The sequence below is a fragment of the Shewanella fidelis ATCC BAA-318 genome, assembly GCF_000518605.1.
Classification (GTDB): domain Bacteria; phylum Pseudomonadota; class Gammaproteobacteria; order Enterobacterales; family Shewanellaceae; genus Shewanella; species Shewanella fidelis.
The window spans coordinates 243,173-265,412 of sequence record NZ_KI912459.1; the positions used below are offsets into that span (position 1 = coordinate 243,173).

The window sequence follows — 22,240 nt, forward strand, 5'->3', positions numbered from 1 at the left end:
TTATAGTCCAAAGGTTGAGCGGATCTGTTTAAATGGGCGTAAACCGTCATCTGGATCGGCACGCCATTCTCTGTCTGCAGTTTCGCAAGGAACAAATTGTTTTACTGGGCTACCATCAATGTTATCAATGAGTTTTGCCCCTCGAATAACCGGTGCTATCTGTTGTGGAAGCCAGCAATGTCCAGCTGCATATTCAGCACCTTGCTCATCTAAATCGAGATGAAACTCAATGGTGTCAGCTTGCCACTTATGAATTGCTCGATTAAGTACAGCGGGGGATACAGTGTGATCAGACCAACCGACTTTCACACCGTATCTTTCTCTAAATGTTTGTAAAACTGCTAAATTACATTGGTCTTCAGGGGTTGGATAAGCGGATACACAATGCAATAGCGTAATATCATCGGCACCATGTTGTTTAAGCGTTGCAATTGCGCCATCTATCTCTTCAATGGTTGCCATGCCGCTAGAGATAACAATAGGCAATTGGGTCTTGGCGCACTCAATTAATAGGTCTGTCCAAAGTAGCTCATAAGAGGCTATTTTGAAAAAATGTACATATGGCTCAAGCTCTTTTACTGCTTTTAAATAAAACGGTGTACAAGAAAACTGAATATTAAAATGCTCACAGGCTTCACGTAACGCTGGAATAAATTCAACAGGCAGTTCCCACTCTTTTCTGGCGCGATGCATTTCACTTTTCTGCAGAATTTCACTTGCGAAAAGCTCATCAATTTTAAAGAGCTGGAATTTGACCGCGTCACAGCCAATAGCGGCAGAAGTTTCTATAAATTCGATACAACGATCTAAACTTTTATGGTGGTTGCTAGACACTTCTGCAATAAATAACGGCTGACTCATACTTGGTGATTCCTAATGCTAAACTTGTCCATTTGCGCTTATTGCTCTTACGCCTCTACAGTAACGGTATAGGCTGATAAATGCGCGTAATCATATCACACTCAAACTGGATAACTTTGCTGAGTATTCAAAGCGATAATTTAGGTAATACTATCGGCGGCAAAACCAATAAATTTAGCGTTGTTGGAATTTAAACAGGGTTTTCAGGACATCAAAATAGATGATGTTGGCTTAGCAGTAGTGAAGCGACACTACTTCACTAGCAGCAGATCTGGCTGATAATCACTAAATGCATATACAAAGGTATGTATATGGTCTCCCCACAGGGACTCGAACCCCGATCGATCGCTTAGGAGGCGACTGCTCTATCCTGTTGAGCTATAGGGAGACGATGTCGATTATACTGGTTTTGACTTAGATGAAAAGGCCAGATGAAAACTCTTTAAATTTAGTTGCTTAATTAATGTTCGTTAGCCGTGTTTTTTATAAAGAATGATTCATCCTATGGCGATTTTTATCAACTTCATAGTACCTCTTTTGTGAGTTTATGGACTCTTGAGCGCATAAATATCCGCTTATTTGATAACTATGCGCTTAATCATTGTCTGTGTAGCTTACATTTTTATGGCTAAATCACTAAGTTGTACATTAAGTGATGCCGCTATGCCTTTAAGTTCAGCGGTTGCGCTTTGCTGACTCACTTGGTCAATAGTGATGTTTGCTCTGCTTTTACTGGCCACGGCGCGCATATTATCTAACCTATCTGGCATGTTTTGCTGTAAAACCAGCTGTAATTTATCGCCGACTCGTAACCCATGATCACGGCCAAGATTAATAATAATCCGCTTACCTTGCCTAGAAACAATCTGTCCAAGTAGTGGTCTGCAATTTAGATTGTCATCAATATCATGGCTAACCTGCGTGAGCACTCGGTCAATGGCTTCACCATATTCGGATTGCCAAAATAGTTCGCTATTTGAATTAACGGTTTGCTGCCGTTTAAATTCCCACTCGGCAGTTTCATTGTATTGCTGGCTCCAAATTTTTTCGCCGCTGATAGCATGAAATAGTGAAACGCGGATTTGGAACGTACGTAGTGGATCGTTATCCCACAGGCCTAACGTGCTAGTAAATGGCTCGGTTGAAATATCAATGATTTCGGGTAATAAGATATATTGGCTATCGGTAATTTCACCTAACCAAGTTGGCAGTCTGTAGCCGCGCACATTGACTAATTCCTGCGCAATATCTAAACGCTCGTTGGCATGCACTAAGGGAAAGCCGGTATTAGATTGTTGAGTTAACGTCTCAGCTAAGCGCTCAGATAAGTTTTGTTCGAACAAGCCTAAATTGCCGTACCTTAACTGGGTGCGATCCTTTATCAGCGCTTGCGGAACTAAGATTGCGGCCTTTAAGTCTCCTAGGCGACAGGTTGGCTCGATTGGTTCGATTAAGTCGAGTCTGATATTGACGGTGAGTACATTATTATCTATTTGCTCAGAGATCAGTTCAACCTGTTGACTTTGAAGCTCTCGGGCAAGGGTGAACGATTCATCGATAAGCTGGCCGTTATTGACCGTTTGCTGGCTGGTAAATTGAGCACCAGATTTTAAAGTGGCATAACTCACCGCCTGATGAATGGCATCTTCACGTGCTTGCGCTACATCGTTATTAATTATCTCAGCTTGACCTGTCACAGAGATCCACTTGGCTTCAGCAGTGGGAATTATGCTTGATGCTGTTAAGCATAAAAAAACGGTAAGTGAATATAGCGTTGATCTCATCTCTGCTTCCAATAGTTAAATTCAATTCGTTTAGGGCAAACGTCGCTTATCTGACACTAGCGCCTTATTTCCATTGTTAAGCAAATTTTGTGCCTGCAATACACACGTAGCTCACTTTGCAAGCTACGGGGTGAGGATTTTCTTGGAATAGTCACCAAAGGCAAGGGCGTAGATGAAATATAAAAGTCATAAAGTTATTTGGCTTGCTGCCGATAACAGCATATAGAGTGAAACTCAGACTTGAGCAGACGCTAGCAATCTTAGTTGGCTTCTTGTTTAGGTTTTCTATTTGCAGTGAATAGCTATGCCTATTGGCGCTACAAAAAGGCGTAAGAAAGTATGTATAAAACTATGATTTGTTTACCAGTGCTGTTTGCCTTAGGTTGTCAAACAATGTCACAGGATGAGGCACAACAATTAGACAACAGAAGTTTGCCGCAAACCAGTGCTGTTAATACTATCTCACAGCAAATGGTAAACAGTTTGACGTTACAAAACGACAGTTTACGTCCCGATCAGCCGATAATTGTTACAACACCTGTATTGTTAGATGATCTACAAACAACTAATGCACTTGGTTTGCAACTGCAACAAGGTTTGATTGCTGCAATGCATCAAAAGCAGTTTAATCTAGTGGATACTAATGTTGCTGAGGCGCTAAGAGTGACACCAAGTGGAGATTTCATTTTAACTCGCGATTGGCAGCAATTACCGGCAGATCTTGCGGTTGAACATGCGGTTGTAACTACGATGAGCTTATCAAGCGCTGGTATGGCGATTAATAGCCGTATAGTGAATGTGACGAACAATAGAGTCGTGTCAGCTGCGCAAGGCTTTATTAATTCAACAGCCATGAGTGACTATATAAAGCCTTCAGAAACCGTTGTTTCAGCTCATGGACTTTTATATCGAAATGCTCAGGCAGCGCAAACCGTAACGGTAGTGGGAGATAAATAAATGAGAGCGATGTTATATGCTTGCTTTGCGTTAATGCTAACGGGCTGTGCGGCTCAAGATCGTTATGTTCAGTATGAAACTGAAGCGCCGAAATCATTTCCTAAGTTAACAGCCATAGGTTATGCATCGCTTGATGTACAGCCAGCAAAAGAGCAATCTCAACGAGTGTTAATGGCAATGCAGGCATCAAAAATTGCCGCTTACCGTGAACTTGCCGAACAGGTATATGGTCAGCAGTTAAGTGCGAATAGCCAAGTGAGTGATTGGGTGTTGACGGCGGATGAGGTTCAGGCGTCGGTATCAGGGATTATTCGCGGTGCTAAAGTCGTAAAAAGCTATCCAGCTGGAGAGCATTATGTGACTGAGCTTGAGCTCGACTTTGAACAAGTATGGGCGTTATATCAACAGCAACACCGTTCGCAGCGAGTAAAGCAAGTGACGTATTTTTAAGAGACAGGGCGTTCGCAAGCTCACTTCGAGGACCTAGAGTGGACTTCGTCCTTCTAGGTGAGACAGGGCGTTCGCAAGCTCACTTCGAGGACCTAGGGTGGACTTCGTCCTTCTAGGAGCTAGGAAAAGCACAAGCAAAGATAAAGACCAAGTCAAAGACGAACATTCTTATCTGATTGGTATAAGCTTTACCTAGGGCCTAGGGCCTAGGACCTAGGACCTAGGATTCAGGGTGGACTTCGTCCTTCTAGGTACTAGGCAAAGCACAAGCAAAGATAAAGACAAAGTTAAAGACGAACATTCTTATATTGAGTGGTATAAGCTTTTACCGAGGACCTAGGATTCAGGGTGGACTTCGTCCTTCTAGGTACTAGGCAAAGCAGAAGCAAAGTCAAAGACGAACATTCTTATCTGATTGGTATAAGCTTTTACCTAGGACCTAGGACCTCGAAGTGACGTAGTCACGTCCTAGTAGCGAAGCGTCCTTCTCAACAGCCTCAGCTTTACGCTTGTAGGTTATTGCCCAAAGTTGAAATACTTGAGGTTTTGCCTTTGCCATCATAGGTCAAGCTCGATGCATTTCTACTGACTTGTAACGCTTGTGAGAATCGATTCAAGCTGGCTAAACTCAATTCGATTAATGATTCGTTTTCAGCGTTAAGTTGCTGGCATTGAGCCAGTAAGGCTTTGGTTTGGCTCACTTGCTGTGACAGGTCAGGGTCAGTTTTCAATAGAGCAAGATCAGGCTGGGCTGCAATCATCTCATCATTTTGCTTCAGGCTAGTGAGCAAGTTTGCCTTAGTACTGGCAAGCGCAAGTAAAGCATCGGCTTTTTGTTCATGCAATGCTTGCTTCTCTTGGCTTATCACGGCGTTTAGCTCAGTCAACACTTGGTGTTGTGAGCTAAGAAGTTGAGATAGATTTGTCATATTGGCTTACTCATAAATGAAAGTCTGCATACTTGCCGAATATCGGCTAAGTATTATTAAGACGAAAGCTAGTTTAGATCTTTAAGTTCATTTTCAAAGTTAGCAATGTTAGATGCAAGCTTCTCTGGATCGATTTTGTAACGTCCTTCAGCAATTGCAGCTTTTATCTCATTTATTTTGTTTTGATCAACATCAGGCATATCGGCCATCTTAGTTTGCACGTTTTGAATTTGTTGAGCTTGAGACGTGATAGACACCGAGTCACCTTGTTGCGGTGTTGGTGTAGCACTTGTCGGCGCCGATTGTGTAGGCGTTCCTTTAGTGCTTGTCCCGCTGCCAATTCGTGAATTGGCATGGGGGTTAACTTGTTTAATATCAATAGCCATTTTGAGATCCAACATTCTATAAAAAGAGTTTCTTACACACACTATCGGCAGCGTGCTTTATTACTTTAGCTTTATTTTACATTCTTACTTCGACTTCACCAACGCCAGTGACTTGAGCATCAAGGTTTTTTTGTGAGTGGCTGTTTTTAATGCGAATTTTATCACCAACATTGCCATCATGTAGCGCCTCGCCAACGGTTTTAATCACAAAATTTTCTGAACGAGCATAAATCGAAACGCTGTCTCCCTTACATATAATGCAGAGTTGGTTTTCAAAAATAGGTTGCCCGGGTACCACTCGTCTTTTAAGTCTAGCACCGACAACTTCGGATAGATTTTCAAATTGATGGCCACGCAAACTGGTTTGGTCAATGTACTCTATTGCCAAATCACTCTCTGAGAGTAGGTCACCCGGCCCCATGGTTGATTTAGCGACAACGACTGGGTAGAGGATATCGGCTCTCACGGATAGAAATATTTGCCATGGATAAGCTAGATCAGGACTTTTACAGCTGATTTTAACTGTGTTATTGCGCTTTATTTCACGATTACTGGCAATTTCCGCAGTAATAGGCGGATAACAATTGGGTAAGTTAACCCGAGTATCTAGGCTTTGCGGCGTGATTTGGATCTTAGCTTTTTCAGGAGCTTCAATTTTTTGTTCAACTGCGGCTATAGCTAATCGAGATAAGGTCGATATAGAGGGGATACTTGCGGGCTCTATGGCAAATGCGCGCGTAGATAACAAAATAGAGATTAAAACTAACCCAAAGTTCAAATTCCTAATGAATGCAATCGCTTGATTAGCTAGAATGCCTCTATATGGTGTGATTTTTGGGGTAGCAGTCATTGTTATCCTTATATGTAGTGAGCGTCATTAGTTTGACTGAATGTGTCGAGCTAGCGCTGTTCACCAGCAATAAGCAAGTTGTGTGCCGAATACTGCAGTAGCTGATAGCAATCTGGAGATTGGCTATTGGCGTAACCTTATCAAATGAAACAAATATAAACCTATCGAAATAGGTAACAAGGCAAAATATTGTATGTCGAATATTCTTGAATCAGTAAACAAACGAACTCAATTGGTTGGACAAAACCGCTTAGAGTTATTGTTATTTAAGCTAAATGGACGCCAGCGATTCGGCATAAACGTATTTAAAGTAAAAGAAGTCTTACAGTGCCCACCTTTGACTAACTTGCCAAAGCTCAACTCAAAAGTGCGTGGTGTGGCGCATGTTCGTGGAATGACGATTTCAGTGATTGATTTAAGCGCGGCAACAGGTGGCCGTCCAATCGAGAATATCGAAAACTGTTTTATTATTATTTCTGAGTACAATCGCAGCGTACAAGGTTTTTTAGTCAGTTCTGTTGAGCGGATTATTAACATGAACTGGGAAGCGATTATGCCTCCACCGCAAGGTGCGGGGAAATTCTCTTATCTAACCGCTGTAACTGAAATCGACAATGAACTTGTTGAGATTTTAGATGTTGAAAAAATCCTTGATGAGATCTCACCCGTCAATACCAATACCAGTAAAGAGCTTGATGAAGCGCTCACCATTGATAGAGACAAGCATTACCATATTATGGTGATAGATGATTCATCAGTTGCACGTAAGCAAATTATTCGCGCGCTAACGTCGCTAGATCTGCAAATCGATACCGCTAAAGATGGTAAAGAAGCGCTCGATAAGCTTAGAGCAATTTCTGCAGAGTTAGATGATGTATCTACCGAGATCCCATTGATCATCTCTGATATCGAAATGCCAGAAATGGATGGTTATACTTTGACTGCTGAGATCCGCGATGATCCTAAGCTAAAAAATATCAAGGTGGTCTTGCATACATCACTCAGTGGCGTGTTTAACCAAGCTATGGTGCAAAAAGTTGGGGCTAACGATTTTATTGCTAAGTTTAACCCTGATGAATTAGCTGCGGCAGTGAACAAGCATTTAAGTTTATAATAGGCTGTATTGTAGAGTGGCATAGGCTTTGGCTTGTGTTTCTCCCTTTGCTGATGTATAACGCTGCCTTCGTTTTTGCTGTTGCAGACTACGCTATTGCAGTTTGTTTTATTTTATTAGGATATAAGCGTGTCAAATAAATCTCTCGCTGAGAATGAGTACAATCAGTTTCGTCTATTCTTGGAGCAGCATAGTGGTATTGTGCTGGGAGAAAACAAACAGTATTTGGTTCGCAGCCGCTTAGCGCCTTTAATGGGTAAGTATAACTTGCCCTCTTTATCTGATGTGGTTAAACACTCGATGAAACCGACCGAGCGCCAATTGCGCACAGAGGTGATCGATGCCATGACCACCAATGAAACGCTATGGTTCCGTGACCGTTACCCCTTTGAGCTGTTGGCTGATTCAATATTACCAACCTTTAGTCGTTTAGGTCGTCCAGTTAAGATCTGGTCAGCAGCATGTTCATCTGGGCAAGAGCCTTATTCGTTGGCGATGAGCGTGCTAGAGCACCAACAGCGTAAGCCGGGCAGCCTGCCAACAGGGGCGACAATTTTGGCGACAGACTTGTCGCCTTCAATGCTTGAACGCTGTAAAAATGCAGAATACGACAACTTAGCACTGGCACGTGGTTTATCAGATGAGCGTAAGCGTCAGTTTTTTGATGCTTTGCCGTCAGGCAACATGGTAGTCAAAGCCAATGTTAAGCGACTCGTTAGCTTCAGAGCTCACAATTTACTTGAGAGTTATACCTTATTAGGCAAGTTCGATATTATCTTTTGCCGTAATGTATTGATCTATTTCTCACCTGAGGCAAAGCGGAAAATACTGCGGCAATTTGCTGCCGCACTTAACCCTAACGGTATTCTATTTTTAGGTGCATCAGAGTCTATAGCTGGGTTATCTGATGAATTTGATATGGTGCGCTGTAATCCTGGCATCTATTATCAAAAGAAATCCTAACTGCTTCTACCAATAACGCGCTTATTCATAAGCGCGTTTTTTATTGTCTGCTAATTATCCACCTTCCAAAATTTCTTTATATCTACTCATTCTTGGCACAGCTATTGCTTTATTTTTGCCTGTAACGCTGAGGAGGCAATTTTATGGCGATTAGTTTTGATAAAGCATTAGGTGTTCATCAACACACTTTGGGGATCCGTTCTCAACGTGCAGAAGTGTTGTCTTCAAATATCGCGAATGCTGATACGCCAAATTATAAAGCCCGTGATGTGGATTTTGCCAAAGCGATGACTGCCGCACAGTCAAAGCAGTCTGGCTTAGCCATGGTTAAGAGTGACAGCAAACATTTCGATTTAGCAGCCTTAACTCAGCAGCACATCAGTTACCGTGTTCCAAATCAGCCTGATACGGGTGACGGTAATACCGTTGATATCCAACAAGAGCAGTCGGCATTTATGCAAAATGCGCTTGAGTATCAAATGTCACTCGGTTTTTTAGACGGTAAGTTTTCAGGCATGAAAAAAGCGATTAGAGGCGATTAATTATGAGCTTATTTAATATTTTTAATGTGGCTGGCTCGGGGATGTCTGCGCAATCTGTGCGCTTGAATACCACTGCCAGCAATATCGCCAATGCTGACTCTGTCTCAAGCAGTGTCGGTGAAACTTATCGTGCTCGTCATCCTATTTTTGAAGCCGAGATGAGTAAAGCGCAGCAACATCAAAGTGCCTCAGCATCGGTTGCGGTAAAAGGCATCGTTGAAAGTGATTTACCGCTAAATAAAGAGTTTGCGCCAGATCATCCAATGGCTGATACCGATGGCTTCATTTATAAACCCAATGTCAATGTGATGGAGGAGATGGCCAATATGATTTCAGCCTCTCGCTCTTATCAAATGAACGTACAAGTCACTGAAGCGGCAAAATCTATGCTTCAGCAGACACTTAGAATAGGCAAATAAACTCAGTGCAAGCTGGAGGTAAATTTTGAGCCTTATTAATCCGCTCACCGGAACATCGGCAGCGCCAGGGGCAACTCAAGTTGGTGGGATCTCGCCTCAAAGCAATCCTATTTCGCCACAAACAGCTCAAGCAACGCAAAGTAGCGCGGCTGCGGCAACCAATACAGAGCAAACATCAACAGGCAACCCATTTCTTGACGGTCTGCGTTTGCCTGAAGAGAACGCAGTACCAGAGCCAAACAATCAAGAGCTGACTCAAGAAGACTTTTTTGCGCTTTTGAGTCAGCAGTTATCAATGCAAGATCCGTTTAAGCCTGTTGAAAACGACCAGATGATCCAGCAGATGGCGTCATTCTCAACGGTTGACGGGATCAGCAAGTTGAATGAAGAGATTGTTAACCTAAACGCGTTAACCAGCTCAAGTCAGGCGTTGCAGGCATCAGGATTGGTTGGGCAAAAGGTACTTATCCCTTCTGATACCGCACATATCTCTGCTGAAGACACCAGCATGAAGGGCATCATTAGTACGCCGGAATCTATTGAATCGATTACCGTACGCATCGAGGATGAAAAAGGTCAGCTGGTTGACACTTACACCGTTGATGGCAGCGCCGGGGGCAATATCGATGTCAGCTGGGATGGACTCGATAAAAACGGTGAACCAGTTGCTGAAGGTAATTATACCTTTAAGGCAAGCGGTAAGGTTGATGGTAAGAGCGAAGAGTTGCCTGTATCAACTTACGCACATGTTACTAGTGTTTCGCTAGGTACGGCGGCAACAGGTGCTATTTTGAATTTACGTGGTGTTGGCGGTATTAAGATCAGCGATGTACTTGCTGTGTCTGAGACCTAATTAAAAGCGTTAGCACAACAACTAACGACATAAATAATTTTCGGAGCGTTGCATAGCAAGTTGGCAGCGTTTCAATATCGAATTACATAAAGGACTGGGGTGAATCATGTCATTTAATATTGCATTGAGCGGGATTTCATCTGCGCAAAAAGATCTAAATACAACGGCAAATAACATCGCCAACGTAAATACCACAGGTTTTAAAGAATCACGTGCGGAATTTGCCGATGTGTATGCAAGCTCGATTTTTGCCAACAGCAAAACGACTGTAGGTGGCGGTGTAGCAACTAGCCAGATTGCGCAGCAGTTCCACCAAGGCAGTATGCAATTTACCAATAACTCGTTAGATATGGCGATCAACGGTGGTGGCTTCTTTGTTACTTCATCAGAAATTGGTTCACAGGATCACTCATATACTCGAGCGGGTGCGTTTAAGTTTGACTCTAACAACTATATTGTTGATTCAGCGGGTAACTACTTACAGACTTTCCCTGTTGATAAAGACGGTAACTCGACCTCTGTCAGTTTAACCACCACTAAGCCTGTACAGATCCCAGATACAGCGGGTAGCCCAGTTAAAACTGATAATGTTGGCTTGCAAATGAACCTAAACGCGGGTGAGGGGACACTTGATCCGGCAGCGTTTGACCCAGATGATCCAGAGACCTTTAACAACTCTACTTCAGTGACCATCTATGACTCACTGGGTGAGCCACATATTTTGACCTCATATTTTGTGCGTCCGCCAAATGCAGCACATAACAATGAAAGTAACTGGGTCGCATTTTATGCGGTTGATGGTAAGCCAGTTAACCTAGATCCCGACTCTGGTGAATATAAAATTGACGCCGATGGCGACGGCACTGCAGATGGCACGGCAAAAGCTGAAAATGCTGCAGGTTGGAAAGGTGCTGCTGTATCCTTTAACGCTACAGGCGGCTATGAGGGTAGTAACCCTGCGGTAATCACTACTGAAGAGCTAGGTGTTGGTGGTGCTAACGTATTAGGCCCAGGTGCAGACGGTAGCCAAAAGTTAACTCTTAACTTTAATAACCCGACTCAGTTTGCATCACCATTTGAGGTGACTGAATTGACTCAGGATGGTACTACAGTAGGCCGTCTAACCAATGTTGAAGTGGGCGCAGATGGCCTTATCAATGCCAGCTATAGTAATGGTTCTACCGTGCCGCTTGCCCGAGTAGCCTTAGTACGCTTTGCTAATGAGCAAGGTTTGTCACAGTCGGGTAATACCTCTTGGAAAGCCAGCCTAGACTCAGGCCCAGCGTTAGCGGGCGAGGCTAATAGTGGTACATTTGGTAGTATTCGTTCGTCAGCCCTTGAGCAGTCAAACGTCGATCTAACCACAGAGTTAGTTGATTTGATTTCAGCGCAACGTAACTTCCAAGCTAACTCTCGTACCCTTGAAGTGAACAACACCTTGCAGCAATCAATTCTACAAATCCGCTAATCGATAACGGCTAAGGCGGCTTCGTTTTGAGGTCGCCCTTTGCGCTACTAGGACCTAGAACCCAGAACCTAGGACCCAGAACCTAGAACCTAGAACCTGGAACCTAGGACCTAGGACCTAGGAAAAGCTCGCATTGCTTTAATTTTATTGCCGTCGATTTTATTTTATTGCCGTCGCTTTAATTTTATTGCCGTCGCTTTAATTTTATTGCCGTCACTTTAATTTTATTGCCGTAGCTTTAATTTCTCCGTTTTGGAAGCGCTCCTACGAGGCAATCCCACTTGCCGTTAATGAGTTTGTTTCATCTTATCTTTGACCTAGAACCTAGATTCTTCTTTTTGCCAGTTTTGGCACGATGTTTGCTTTCTTGTTGTTTAGACGGAAGTTTGACGGAGTGTCACGTGGACAAATTGCTCTATGTCGCTATGAGCGGCGCTAAACAGAATATGAATTCATTGGCTATCAGTGCCAATAATTTGGCCAATGCGAATACAGATGGCTTTAAGGCTGATCTTGCTCAGGCGCGCTCTATGCAGGCCTTTGGTGAAGGTTTACCTACCCGCGTTTTTTCAATGACCGAAACTCCGTCAGCGAACTTTGCCAGTGGTCCAATAAAAACCACAGGCCGTGATCTCGATGTCGCAGTTAAAGGCGACGGCTGGATAGCTGTTCAGGCTGAAGATGGTGGTGAGGCTTATACTCGCTCCGGCAGCTTACGCTTTGATAATACCGGTGTGCTACGTAACGACAGAGGCACTGCAGTGATGGGCGATAACGGCCCAATTGTGTTACCACTGCCTATTGAAAAAGTCGAGATCTCTCAAGACGGCATAGTGTCCGTTCGTCCGTCAGGTGCTACCGCTGAAGTGATTGAAGAAGTCGCTCGTATCAAGCTAGTTAACCCAGGAAATCAGAATTTAATGCGTGGTGAAGACGGTTTGTTTCGCCTAATGTCCGGCGAAAATGCGCCGGCTGATCCTAACGTAGGTTTATTAAGCGGGGCTGTTGAAGGCAGCAACGTTAATGCAGTACATGAAATGGTATCTATGATTGACCTGCAACGTCAGTTTGAGATGCAAGTAAAAATGATGAAAACCGCAGAAGAAAATGATCGCGCATCTTCTGCCTTAATGCGCATAAGCTAGGAGAGAAACTATGCATCCCGCTTTATGGATAAGTAAGACAGGCTTAGACGCTCAGCAAACTGATATTTCAGTTATTTCAAATAACGTGGCTAACGCAAGTACCGTTGGCTTTAAAAAGAGCCGTGCGGTATTTGAAGATCTGCTTTATCAAAACGTTAACCAAGCTGGTGGCATCAGTGCCTCCAATACAAAGTTGCCTAATGGTTTGAGCATAGGTGCAGGTACTAAGGTTGTTGCTACCCAAGAGATGTTTACCCAAGGCAACATGTTAACCACAGATAACTCATTAGATCTAATGGTTGAAGGCCCTGGCTTTTTTGAAGTGCAGCTGCCAGATGGCACCGCTGCTTATACCCGAAACGGTCAGTTTAGCTTAGATGACACAGGGCAAATTGTAACGCCGGGTTCTGGTTATGTTGTGCAACCAGCGATCACTATTCCTGAAGATGCTACCAGTATTACGGTTTCTGCCGAAGGTGAAGTATCGGTGAAAACCCCAGGCAATGCTGAGAACCAAGTTGTGGGTCAATTAGCGATGTCTGACTTTATCAATCCGTCAGGGCTCGATCCTATGGGGCAAAACCTTTATTTAGAAACTGGCGCAAGTGGTACACCAATTCAAGGTACTGCATCACTTGATGGTATGGGCGCTATTCGCCAAGGTGCGCTTGAAACTTCAAACGTTAACGTAACTGAAGAGTTAGTTAACTTAATTGAAAGTCAGCGCATTTATGAGATGAACTCAAAAGTGATCTCAGCTGTTGACCAGATGTTGTCTTACGTAAATCAGAATTTATAAGCATTTTTAAAGAGGCTTTGACTATGAAGCATTTGTTGGCATTTGCCTTAATTGGCCTAATGGCAGGCTGTAGCTCAACCAATGGTAAGCCTATTGCGGATGATCCATATTACGCGCCTGTTTACCCAGAAGCGCCGCCGACTAAGATCGCTGCAACAGGCTCTATGTATCAAGATAGCCAAGCCTCGAGCCTGTATTCAGATATTAAAGCACTCAAAGTGGGTGACATCATTACTGTGTATTTAATGGAGCAAACTCAGGCTAAAAAGAGTGCCAACAATGAGATCTCTAAAGGTACCGATTTATCACTTGATCCAATTTATGCCGGCGGCGGCAATGTCACTATTGGTGGTAAGCCAATCGATTTACGTTACAAAGACAGCATGAACACTAAGCGTGAATCAGATGCAGATCAAAGTAACAGCTTGTCGGGCAGTATCTCCGCTAACGTTATGGAAGTACTGAATAACGGAAACTTGGTTATTCGCGGTGAAAAATGGATAAGCATTAACAATGGTGACGAGTTTGTGCGTATTACCGGTATTGTCCGTGCGCAAGATATTCGTCCTGATAACACCATTGATTCACAACGAGTAGCGAATGCCCGTATTCAATATAGCGGCACTGGCGCCTTTGCCGATGTGCAAAAAGTGGGCTGGTTAGCGTCGTTCTTTATGGGCAGCTGGTGGCCATTTTAGGTGCTTATGTTGCGCGAGAGGGAGTGAGGATGATGAAATTTAAATTAGCAATGCTGTGTATGGTGCTCTCGTTGTCAGCGGTAATGCTAACCACGCCGGTACAAGCTCAGCGTATTAAAGATATTGCCAACGTACAGGGCGTACGTAGTAACCAACTGATTGGTTATGGTTTAGTGGTAGGTTTACCCGGTACAGGTGAGAAAACCCGTTACACAGAGCAAACCTTTAAAACCATGTTGAAGAACTTTGGTATTAATTTGCCGGATAACTTCAGACCTAAAATTAAAAACATTGCGGTTGTTGCCGTAAGCGCCGAGATGCCGCCGTTTATCAAACCGGGGCAAACCTTAGATGTCACAGTATCTAGCCTTGGTGAAGCTAAAAGCTTACGTGGTGGTACATTACTGCAAACTTTCTTAAAAGGGGTCGACGGTAACGTATATGCTATCGCGCAAGGTAGCATGGTGGTCAGTGGTTTTAGTGCCGAAGGCATGGATGGTTCTAAGGTGGTACAAAATACGCCTACGGTTGGCCGTATTCCTAACGGCGCATTGATTGAGCGTACTGTTGCAACACCGTTTTCAACCGGTGACCATTTAACCTTTAACTTGCGCCGTGCCGACTTTTCGACAGCAAAACGCTTAGCGGATGCGATTAATGATCTGTTAGGCCCAGGTATGGCACGTCCGCTTGATGCTGCATCAGTGCAAGTAAGTGCGCCACGTGATGTATCGCAGCGTGTCTCTTTTTTAGCAACGCTTGAGAATATTGAAGTCGAGCCTGCAGCGGAGTCGGCCAAGGTGATTGTTAACTCTCGCACCGGCACCATAGTGGTTGGTCAAAACGTCAAATTATTGCCAGCAGCCGTTACCCATGGTGGCTTAACGGTGACAATAGCCGAAGCGACGCAAGTATCTCAGCCTAACCCGTTTGGTAATGGCCAAACCGTTGTCACTACTGATAGCACGGTTGATGTGGCTGAAGAAGATAGTCGCATGTTTATGTTTAACCCGGGAACCACGCTAGATGAGCTAGTTCGTGCGGTTAATTTAGTTGGTGCCGCCCCTTCGGATGTACTTGCTATCCTCGAAGCGTTAAAGATGGCAGGAGCTTTGCATGGAGAACTGATAATTATCTAAATATTGTCAGTTTTAATGGAAAGGTGTCATGGAGAAGCTGTCGAACGCATCGCAATTTCTGGATCTTGGAGGCTTGGACTCATTAAGATCCAGAGCCCAAAAAGATGAAACCAGTGCGTTAAAAGAAGTTGCTCAGCAATTTGAAGGGATCTTCGTGCAAATGCTGATGCAAAGTATGCGTGACGCCAATGCGGTATTTGAATCAGATAGCCCAATGAACAGCCAGTACACAAAGTTTTATGAGCAGATGCATGATCAGCAGATGTCATTAAACTTATCTGGCGAAGGCATGTTGGGCTTAGCTGATCTTATGGTACAGCAGCTCGATCCCGCTAATAGTCCAATGACACCTGCCTCGGTATTACGTGGTGATATTAATGGTGGTTCTAAAGCTGCTGCGTTAACTATGGATACGGCGGCGGTGATGCAAATGCCATCAGGTTCAAGCCGTGTTAATCAGCAAGTGGCGGCAACAGATGCGTTAGATGTAGTTTCGACCCCATCAGCTTCAATTCAGCCTGCTGGAACCAATCAAGCCCAGTCACTATTTTCAGCTAAACAAGCTGACACGTTAGATTCAGTGTTAGCAGGCAAAGTTTTGCCGTCTGCGGCAGCCGATAAGTCGCAGGCAAACTTTACTAGCCAACAAGAATTTGTTTCTCGTTTGTACCCTTATGCTGAAAAAGCGGCAAAAGCGCTAGGTACAACACCAGAAGTGTTGATTGCACAATCTGCGTTAGAGACAGGTTGGGGCCAGAAAATGGTTAAAGGCCAACAAGGGCAGCAGAGTAACAACTTATTCAATATCAAGGCTGATAGTCGTTGGCAAGGCGAGCATGCTGCGGTCAATACCCTTGAGTATGAGCAGGGGATTGCAGTTAAACAGCGAGCTAACTTCAGAGTGTATGAGGATATCGGCCAAAGCTTTAATGACTTTGTCTCATTTGTGGGTGACGGCGAACGCTATCAACAGGCGCTTAAGCAGGCTGCCAATCCGCATAACTTTATTCGCTCTTTACAAGATGCAGGTTATGCCACGGATCCAAAATATGCAGACAAAGTCATCCAAGTGATGCAGACCATTACGCGAGACTTCAAAGACGCTTTACAAGGGGTTAAATAATGCAAACACAAATTGTTCAACCTCTTGAGCGAGGAGGCCAGTACCCATGTCTTTAGATTTAATGAATATCGCCCGCACAGGTGTATTGGCTTCGCAATCGCAGTTGGCGATCACCAGTAACAATATTGCCAATGCTAATACTGCTGGTTACAACCGTCAGGTGGTATCGCAATCTGCGCTAGATTCTCAACGCGTCGGAAATGACTTTTATGGCGCAGGTACTTATGTTTCTGATGTAAAGCGAGTTTACAACGATTACGCCACCAGAGAATTGCGTATTGGCTCAACAGCAGTCAGTGAGTCACAAACAACGTTTACAAAAATGAGTGAGCTTGATCAGCTGTTCTCACAATTAGGTAAAGCCGTTCCTCAAGGATTGAATGACTTTTTTGCCAGCATGAATGCGCTGGCGGACATTCCTGATGATATTGGCATGCGTGATTCTTTTCTTACCAGTGCTAACCAGTTAGCTAATGCCGTCAATCAAATGCAAAGTCATCTTGATGGTCAGATGACACAAACAAATGACCAAATTTCGGCAGTGACAGATCGCATCAATGAGATCAGCACTGAACTTGGCAACATTAACCGCGAGTTAATGAAGTCTCAAGGTCAAGATATGCAGCTGTTAGATAAGCAAGATGCGCTTATTTTAGAGCTGAGTGAGTATGCTTCAGTTAACGTCGTGCCGCTGGAGTCAGGTGCCAAAAGTATCATGCTTGGTGGTTCAGTGATGCTGGTTTCCGGTGAGATGTCGATGCAAATGGGCACATCTCAGGGTGATCCTTACCCAAATGAGTTACAGATCACCGCGCAATCAGGCGGTCAAAGCATGACGATTGATGCCTCTAAAATGGGTGGCCAGTTAGGCGCGTTGGTTAACTACCGCGACGATACCCTTATTCCATCACAAATGGAGTTGGGTCAGTTTGCCTTAGGTATTAGTGATGCGTTTAACCAAGCTCAGGCACAAGGTATCGATTTAAATGGTCAGGTTGGTGGCAATATTTTTACAGATATTAACGATCCTGCCATGCAAATAGGCCGAGTCGGTAGCTTAGCTAGCAATACTGGCAACGCAGCGCTTAGCGTCAATATTGATAGCGTTGGTGATTTAACCGGTAGCAGTTATGAACTTAAGTTTACTGCGCCATCGACCTATGAGTTAAAAGATAGTGTTACCGGCAACGTGACTCCGCTGACGCTTAACGGCAATACGCTAGAGGGAGCTGACGGTTTCAGCATCAATATTGATGCCGGGGCAATGGCCTCTGGTGACACTTTTGAGATAAGACCAACAGCTGGCGCCGCGGCGTCGATTTCTGTAGTGATGACAGATCCAAAAGGTATTGCTGCCGCAGGCACAAAGATCACTGCCGATGCGGCTAACTCTGGTAATAGTCAGGTAAGCATAGTGAGCATTAATGATAGAAATGCCGCTAACTTTCCGACCACTGGTGCCGAGCTGACATTTGAAATTGATCCGTCAGCGACACCACCAACCTATGAAGTGTTTGATGTTGACGGTACGTCTTTAGGCGCTGCTGCGCCATACACGCCGCCAACGATCACTGCACATGGTTTTACCTTTGAAATTAATTCAACGGCAACATCTGCTGAGCGTTTTACTTTCGACTTATCTTTTGCCGAAGGTGACAACAGCAATATGGTGAATATGGCAAAGCTCAATGAAGCTAAGTTGATGAACGGCGGTAAAACTACATTAAGTGATGTGTTTGAAGATACCACCCTTGCGGTTGGCAGTAAGGCAAAGTCGGCTGAAATCTCAGTCGGTTCAGCCGAAGCTATCTATAACCAAGCTTATACTCGTATTCAAAGTGTTTCAGGGGTAAACCTTGATGAGGAAGCGGCAAACTTAATGCGTTTTCAACAATCTTATCAAGCCTCAGCACGGATCATGAGCACGGCCAATGAGATTTTTAACACACTATTTAGCTCACTACGTTAATAGACGTTAACGACTAGGGCAAAGATTAGGAACGAACACCATGCGAATTTCAACCGCACAAATGTTTCATCAAAATATTAATAGTGTGACTAATAAACAGTCGCAAACCAGCAAAATCATTGAGCAGTTATCAACTGGAAAGCGCGTTAATACCGCTGGAGATGATCCAGTGGCCGCTGCAGGTATAGGTAACCTTAATCAACAAAATGCAGTGGTTGATCAGTTTTTAAAGAATATTGATTACGCTAAAAATCGCTTATCTATTACTGAAAGCAAGCTTGGCAGTGCATCAACTTTAGCCAGTAGTGCTAGAGAGAATGTATTGAGGGCGGTAAACGGCACATTGACCGACACCGATCGGCAAACTGTTGCCGATGAACTGCGCGGCACACTAGATGAGTTAATGGCGATTGCGAATAGTAAAGATGAGTCTGGTAATTATCTGTTTGGTGGCTTTAATACTGGCACTCAACCTTTCACATTAGATGCGAGTGGCAATGCGATTTACCACGGTGATAGTGGTGTCAGAGAGACGGTTGTTGCATCAGGTACAACGATTGGTGCAAATATCCCTGGTGACAAGGCTTTTATGAATGCCGCTAATGGTTTAGGTGACTACAGCGTCAATTATTTGGCCAGCCAAACCGGCGAATTTAGTGTTGAAAGCGCAAAAGTGACAAATCCTGCGTCACATACTCCAGATACGTTCACTTTTACGATGAATGGTAATGATTTAGAAGTCAGAGATTCGTCTAACGCTGTTGTAACCACAGTGCCAGCTTTTGACCCGAGTAATCCTGTGTCGTTTAACGGTATGGAAGTTAAATTAGATGGCAAGCCTGCTGCAGGAGACTCATTTACCCTAGAACACAAGCCTGAAGTGAGTTTGCTCGATACCATTAGCAGTGCAATTGCCCTGATTGAAGACCCAAATAAGGTTAACACTCCAGCTGGTAAATCAGAGTTGGCACAGATGTTGAATAATATCGACAGTGGAATGAACCAACTGGATGTTGCCCGAGGCGAAGCTGGCAATAGCTTAAAAAGCTTAGACAGTTACGCAGCAACCCATGAAGAAGAAAAAATTGTGAATAACTCGGCTTTATCTATGTTGGAAGATTTAGATTACGCCGAGGCGATAACGCAATTAGAGCAGCAACAGCAAGCTTTAAATGCCGCATCAAGCGTTTTTACTAAGGTAGGTACAGTGTCATTGTTTGATTACATATAAATAAGACGCACTACCTAAATAATTAGAATTCAAATTAACCGAAATTAGCCAAGCCTGAAGTCTTGGCGGTAAATTTAGATAAGGGAAATCACAATGGCTATTACCGTTAATACCAACGTTACATCAATGAAAGCGCAGAAGAACCTAAATGCTTCAAGCCAAGGTCTTGCAACGTCAATGGAGCGCTTATCGAGTGGTCTTCGCATTAACAGTGCAAAAGACGATGCCGCTGGTTTGGCAATTTCTAACCGCCTAAACTCTCAGGTTCGTGGTCTTGAAGTGGGTATGCGTAACGCAAACGATGCGATCTCAATCGCACAAATTTCAGAAGGTGCGATGCAAGAGCAGACTAACATGTTGCAGCGTATGCGTGACTTGGCGATTCAATCTGAAAACGGTGCCAACAGCGCTGATGATTTAACTGCTATTAAAGAAGAAATGGATCAGCTGGTTACCGAGATCACCGCTATTGGTGATAGCACAGCGTTTGGTAATACTAAGCTGTTAACTGGTGATTTCTCTGGCGGTAAAAGCTTCCAAGTTGGCCATCAAGATGGTGAAGATGTCACTATTACTGTAAAAGAGACCAATGCGACTTCACTATCTGTAACTGGTCTTGATGTGACAACATCTGCAGGTCGTGACACTGCAATCGGGCAAATTGATGCCGCGATTAAGAGTATTGATACTCAACGCGCCGAATTAGGTGCGGTACAAAACCGTTTGTCTCACAACATCAGTAACAGTGCCAATACCCAAGCTAACGTTGCAGATGCGAAAAGTCGAATTGTAGATGTTGACTTTGCTAAAGAAACTGCAGAGATGACTAAGAACCAAGTGTTACAACAAACAGGTAGTTCTATGCTTGCGCAAGCTAACCAGTTGCCACAAGTTGCGTTATCACTGTTAGGCTAAAAGCTTAATAAGCTTATTATTTTATAAGCTGTTTATGCAGATACAAACTAGTCCACATTAGCAGATTACTGCTAATGTGGATTTGTTTTTTTAGCAGTTTGAAAGTTATTTGTTATTGTTTTTTATAGTGTTTTTCTATTGTTGATTGAAAAGTGCATATTTTTTTAAAAAAAGTCTAAAGAATAAAAAATCGCTGCCGTTAAAGTTACTGTAACCCAATAGACCCGCCTGGCGTAAATAGACAGGCAAGTTTTTAAGCCAGGTATTTAAAGAGGAAACAAATTATGGCTATTACAGTAAATACAAACGTGACTTCTATGAAAGCGCAAAAGAACTTGAATGCTTCTAGCCAAAATTTGGCTACATCAATGGAGCGTTTATCAAGTGGTCTTCGCATTAACAGTGCTAAAGATGACGCTGCGGGTCTAGCTATTTCTAACCGTCTAGATTCACAGGTTCGTGGTCTAGATGTTGGTATGCGTAACGCGAACGATGCTATCTCTATTGCACAAATTTCAGAAGGTGCAATGCAAGAGCAAACAAACATGCTACAACGTATGCGTGACTTGGCAATTCAATCTGAAAACGGTGCAAACAGTGCCGACGACCTAACAGCTATCAAAGAAGAGATGGATCAGTTAGCGACAGAGATCACTTCAATCGGTGATACAACAGCATTTGGTAACACTAAGTTAATGACAGGTGATTTCTCTGGCGGTAAAGATTTCCAAGTTGGTCACCAAGACGGTGAAGACGTGACGATTACTGTTAAGCAAACTAACGCAACCACACTTTCAGTTGCTGCGCTAGACGTGACAACTTCAGCAGGCCGTGATGCTGCAATTGGTAAGCTTGACGCTGCGATTAAAAACATCGATAGTCAGCGTGCAGAGCTAGGTGCGATGCAAAACCGTTTATCGCACAACATTAGCAACAGCGCTAACACTCAAGCAAACGTTGCTGATGCTAAGAGCCGTATTGTAGACGTGGATTTCGCTAAAGAAACTGCGGCAATGACTAAGAACCAAGTACTACAACAAACTGGTTCTGCGATGCTTGCCCAAGCAAACCAATTACCACAAGTTGCTTTGTCACTTCTTTAATTTTAACTCTCCAAGTGAGAGTCAAGATTAATAAGTAGTAAAAAGGGGGATTCATTGTGGATCTCCCTTTGTTGTTTCTACTGTTTAGCGAAGTGATATCTTCAAATAGCTATGGAGGTGGAGTATGACAATGGATGTAAGTGCAGTTGCAGCTAACCCGTCAATGGTCAATCTTGATGCTAAGGCGGCAACAACCGAAGCCGAACAAGCAACTCATGAGCAAAAAGTTCAGCAAGTTGCTGGGAGCCAAGAAGCAGCTTTGCAAGAAGAACCAGCGAAAGAGTTGGATTCTGAAGCACTGATGAGTGTGACTGACGAACTTAACGATATGATGTCGTTAATGCGCAAAGGCTTGGCGTTTAGAGTGGATGAAGACTCAGGTCAAAGCGTAGTCAGTGTGATGGATGTTGCCTCAGGCGATGTGATCCGGCAAATACCTAATGAAGAAGCATTAGAATTGGCACAGAAACTTGCAGAAGTGGCGGGATTCTTGCTTAAAACTGAGGCGTAGTCGAGCGTCAATTAAATTTTGTCTAGGGGGC

The 22,240-nt window shown here is 43.7% G+C and carries 23 protein-coding genes and 1 tRNA gene; 18 read left to right on the forward strand and 6 right to left on the reverse strand.

Annotated elements, in window-relative coordinates; genetic code table 11:
• The 3 genes from L884_RS0117200 to L884_RS0117210 all read right to left on the reverse strand — a co-directional run bounded on the left by L884_RS0117200 (window position 1) and on the right by L884_RS0117210 (window position 2,645).
• Window positions 1-861 (reverse strand): N-acetylneuraminate synthase family protein, encoded by an 861-nt coding sequence (locus L884_RS0117200; RefSeq protein ID WP_028768655.1) that lies wholly within the window; start codon window positions 859-861, stop codon window positions 1-3.
• Between the two features lie 312 nt (window positions 862-1,173).
• Window positions 1,174-1,249, reverse strand: a tRNA-Arg gene (locus L884_RS0117205).
• A gap of 226 nt (window positions 1,250-1,475) precedes the next feature.
• Complete coding sequence (locus tag L884_RS0117210; protein WP_028768656.1) at window positions 1,476-2,645, reverse strand: flagellar assembly protein FlgT; 1,170 nt, start codon at window positions 2,643-2,645, stop codon at window positions 1,476-1,478.
• A gap of 339 nt (window positions 2,646-2,984) precedes the next feature.
• Between L884_RS0117210 and L884_RS0117215 the strand changes: the two genes are divergently transcribed.
• Together L884_RS0117215 and L884_RS0117220 are read left to right on the forward strand one after the other, a co-directional pair.
• Window positions 2,985-3,602 (forward strand): FlgO family outer membrane protein, encoded by a 618-nt coding sequence (locus L884_RS0117215; RefSeq protein ID WP_028768657.1) that lies wholly within the window; start codon window positions 2,985-2,987, stop codon window positions 3,600-3,602.
• Entirely contained in the window at window positions 3,603-4,052 is a 450-nt protein-coding gene (locus tag L884_RS0117220; RefSeq protein ID WP_028768658.1) for an LPP20 family lipoprotein, read from the forward strand.
• Between the two features lie 503 nt (window positions 4,053-4,555).
• Here the strand turns inward: L884_RS0117220 and L884_RS0117225 are convergent.
• The 3 genes from L884_RS0117225 to flgA form a co-directional block, all read right to left on the reverse strand.
• A complete protein-coding gene (locus L884_RS0117225) occupies window positions 4,556-4,981 on the reverse strand; it encodes a flagella synthesis protein FlgN (RefSeq protein WP_028768659.1) in 426 nt (141 codons plus the stop codon).
• Window positions 4,982-5,049: 68 nt separating this feature from the next.
• A complete protein-coding gene (gene flgM, locus L884_RS0117230) occupies window positions 5,050-5,367 on the reverse strand; it encodes a flagellar biosynthesis anti-sigma factor FlgM (RefSeq protein ID WP_028768660.1) in 318 nt (105 codons plus the stop codon).
• 76 nt (window positions 5,368-5,443) lie between these two features.
• Entirely contained in the window at window positions 5,444-6,217 is a 774-nt protein-coding gene (flgA, locus tag L884_RS0117235; protein ID WP_037411130.1) for a flagellar basal body P-ring formation chaperone FlgA, read from the reverse strand.
• 193 nt (window positions 6,218-6,410) lie between these two features.
• Between flgA and L884_RS0117240 the strand changes: the two genes are divergently transcribed.
• From L884_RS0117240 to L884_RS0117315, 16 genes are all read left to right on the forward strand, one after another.
• Window positions 6,411-7,331: a chemotaxis protein CheV gene (locus L884_RS0117240; protein WP_028768662.1), complete on the forward strand. Its 921-nt coding sequence runs from the start codon at window positions 6,411-6,413 to the stop codon at window positions 7,329-7,331.
• 123 nt (window positions 7,332-7,454) lie between these two features.
• On the forward strand, window positions 7,455-8,294 hold the full coding sequence (locus L884_RS0117245) for a CheR family methyltransferase (protein WP_028768663.1): 840 nt from the start codon (window positions 7,455-7,457) through the stop codon (window positions 8,292-8,294).
• Between the two features lie 143 nt (window positions 8,295-8,437).
• A complete protein-coding gene (gene flgB, locus L884_RS0117250) occupies window positions 8,438-8,836 on the forward strand; it encodes a flagellar basal body rod protein FlgB (protein ID WP_028768664.1) in 399 nt (132 codons plus the stop codon).
• Window positions 8,837-8,838: 2 nt separating this feature from the next.
• Window positions 8,839-9,255: a flagellar basal body rod protein FlgC gene (flgC, locus tag L884_RS0117255; RefSeq protein ID WP_028768665.1), complete on the forward strand. Its 417-nt coding sequence runs from the start codon at window positions 8,839-8,841 to the stop codon at window positions 9,253-9,255.
• A gap of 25 nt (window positions 9,256-9,280) precedes the next feature.
• Entirely contained in the window at window positions 9,281-10,108 is an 828-nt protein-coding gene (gene flgD, locus L884_RS0117260; protein ID WP_108947171.1) for a flagellar hook assembly protein FlgD, read from the forward strand.
• Between the two features lie 106 nt (window positions 10,109-10,214).
• Complete coding sequence (flgE, locus tag L884_RS0117265; RefSeq protein ID WP_028768667.1) at window positions 10,215-11,576, forward strand: flagellar hook protein FlgE; 1,362 nt, start codon at window positions 10,215-10,217, stop codon at window positions 11,574-11,576.
• A 401-nt stretch (window positions 11,577-11,977) separates the two neighbouring features.
• Window positions 11,978-12,721, forward strand: a complete 744-nt coding sequence (gene flgF, locus L884_RS0117270; RefSeq protein WP_028768668.1) for a flagellar basal-body rod protein FlgF — start codon at window positions 11,978-11,980, stop codon at window positions 12,719-12,721.
• A gap of 10 nt (window positions 12,722-12,731) precedes the next feature.
• Entirely contained in the window at window positions 12,732-13,520 is a 789-nt protein-coding gene (flgG, locus tag L884_RS0117275; RefSeq protein WP_028768669.1) for a flagellar basal-body rod protein FlgG, read from the forward strand.
• Between the two features lie 23 nt (window positions 13,521-13,543).
• Window positions 13,544-14,218, forward strand: coding sequence for a flagellar basal body L-ring protein FlgH (gene flgH, locus L884_RS0117280; protein WP_028768670.1), 675 nt, complete (start codon window positions 13,544-13,546; stop codon window positions 14,216-14,218).
• A 32-nt stretch (window positions 14,219-14,250) separates the two neighbouring features.
• Window positions 14,251-15,357: a flagellar basal body P-ring protein FlgI gene (locus tag L884_RS0117285; protein ID WP_028768671.1), complete on the forward strand. Its 1,107-nt coding sequence runs from the start codon at window positions 14,251-14,253 to the stop codon at window positions 15,355-15,357.
• Between the two features lie 28 nt (window positions 15,358-15,385).
• Window positions 15,386-16,480: a flagellar assembly peptidoglycan hydrolase FlgJ gene (gene flgJ / locus L884_RS0117290; protein ID WP_028768672.1), complete on the forward strand. Its 1,095-nt coding sequence runs from the start codon at window positions 15,386-15,388 to the stop codon at window positions 16,478-16,480.
• Between the two features lie 46 nt (window positions 16,481-16,526).
• On the forward strand, window positions 16,527-18,449 hold the full coding sequence (flgK, locus tag L884_RS0117295; RefSeq protein ID WP_028768673.1) for a flagellar hook-associated protein FlgK: 1,923 nt from the start codon (window positions 16,527-16,529) through the stop codon (window positions 18,447-18,449).
• Between the two features lie 40 nt (window positions 18,450-18,489).
• A complete protein-coding gene (gene flgL / locus L884_RS0117300) occupies window positions 18,490-19,680 on the forward strand; it encodes a flagellar hook-associated protein FlgL (protein WP_028768674.1) in 1,191 nt (396 codons plus the stop codon).
• Between the two features lie 93 nt (window positions 19,681-19,773).
• Entirely contained in the window at window positions 19,774-20,595 is an 822-nt protein-coding gene (locus tag L884_RS0117305; RefSeq protein ID WP_028768675.1) for a flagellin N-terminal helical domain-containing protein, read from the forward strand.
• 284 nt (window positions 20,596-20,879) lie between these two features.
• A complete protein-coding gene (locus tag L884_RS0117310) occupies window positions 20,880-21,698 on the forward strand; it encodes a flagellin N-terminal helical domain-containing protein (RefSeq protein ID WP_028768676.1) in 819 nt (272 codons plus the stop codon).
• 130 nt (window positions 21,699-21,828) lie between these two features.
• The gene (locus L884_RS0117315) at window positions 21,829-22,209 is read left to right on the forward strand and encodes a flagellar protein FlaG (protein ID WP_028768677.1); all 381 of its coding nucleotides are present in this window, start codon (window positions 21,829-21,831) and stop codon (window positions 22,207-22,209) included.
• Window positions 22,210-22,240 lie beyond the last annotated feature (31 nt).

Bases quoted from the DNA above. Each gene is read 5' to 3' on its own strand.
- L884_RS0117305 (WP_028768675.1), top strand. From the start codon at position 19,774: ATGGCTATTACCGTTAATACCAACGTTACATCAATGAAAGCGCAGAAG.
- L884_RS0117315 (WP_028768677.1), top strand. From the start codon at position 21,829: ATGGATGTAAGTGCAGTTGCAGCTAACCCGTCAATGGTCAATCTTGAT.
- L884_RS0117225 (WP_028768659.1), bottom strand. From the start codon at position 4,981: ATGACAAATCTATCTCAACTTCTTAGCTCACAACACCAAGTGTTGACT.
- flgM (WP_028768660.1), bottom strand. From the start codon at position 5,367: ATGGCTATTGATATTAAACAAGTTAACCCCCATGCCAATTCACGAATT.
- L884_RS0117200 (WP_028768655.1), bottom strand. From the start codon at position 861: ATGAGTCAGCCGTTATTTATTGCAGAAGTGTCTAGCAACCACCATAAA.
- flgC (WP_028768665.1), top strand. From the start codon at position 8,839: ATGAGCTTATTTAATATTTTTAATGTGGCTGGCTCGGGGATGTCTGCG.
- flgH (WP_028768670.1), top strand. From the start codon at position 13,544: ATGAAGCATTTGTTGGCATTTGCCTTAATTGGCCTAATGGCAGGCTGT.
- flgJ (WP_028768672.1), top strand. From the start codon at position 15,386: ATGGAGAAGCTGTCGAACGCATCGCAATTTCTGGATCTTGGAGGCTTG.
- flgB (WP_028768664.1), top strand. From the start codon at position 8,438: ATGGCGATTAGTTTTGATAAAGCATTAGGTGTTCATCAACACACTTTG.
- L884_RS0117240 (WP_028768662.1), top strand. From the start codon at position 6,411: ATGTCGAATATTCTTGAATCAGTAAACAAACGAACTCAATTGGTTGGA.
- flgA (WP_037411130.1), bottom strand. From the start codon at position 6,217: ATGACTGCTACCCCAAAAATCACACCATATAGAGGCATTCTAGCTAAT.
- L884_RS0117215 (WP_028768657.1), top strand. From the start codon at position 2,985: ATGTATAAAACTATGATTTGTTTACCAGTGCTGTTTGCCTTAGGTTGT.
- L884_RS0117220 (WP_028768658.1), top strand. From the start codon at position 3,603: ATGAGAGCGATGTTATATGCTTGCTTTGCGTTAATGCTAACGGGCTGT.
- L884_RS0117310 (WP_028768676.1), top strand. From the start codon at position 20,880: ATGGCTATTACAGTAAATACAAACGTGACTTCTATGAAAGCGCAAAAG.
- L884_RS0117210 (WP_028768656.1), bottom strand. From the start codon at position 2,645: ATGAGATCAACGCTATATTCACTTACCGTTTTTTTATGCTTAACAGCA.
- flgL (WP_028768674.1), top strand. From the start codon at position 18,490: ATGCGAATTTCAACCGCACAAATGTTTCATCAAAATATTAATAGTGTG.
- L884_RS0117285 (WP_028768671.1), top strand. From the start codon at position 14,251: ATGAAATTTAAATTAGCAATGCTGTGTATGGTGCTCTCGTTGTCAGCG.
- flgE (WP_028768667.1), top strand. From the start codon at position 10,215: ATGTCATTTAATATTGCATTGAGCGGGATTTCATCTGCGCAAAAAGAT.
- flgG (WP_028768669.1), top strand. From the start codon at position 12,732: ATGCATCCCGCTTTATGGATAAGTAAGACAGGCTTAGACGCTCAGCAA.
- flgK (WP_028768673.1), top strand. From the start codon at position 16,527: ATGTCTTTAGATTTAATGAATATCGCCCGCACAGGTGTATTGGCTTCG.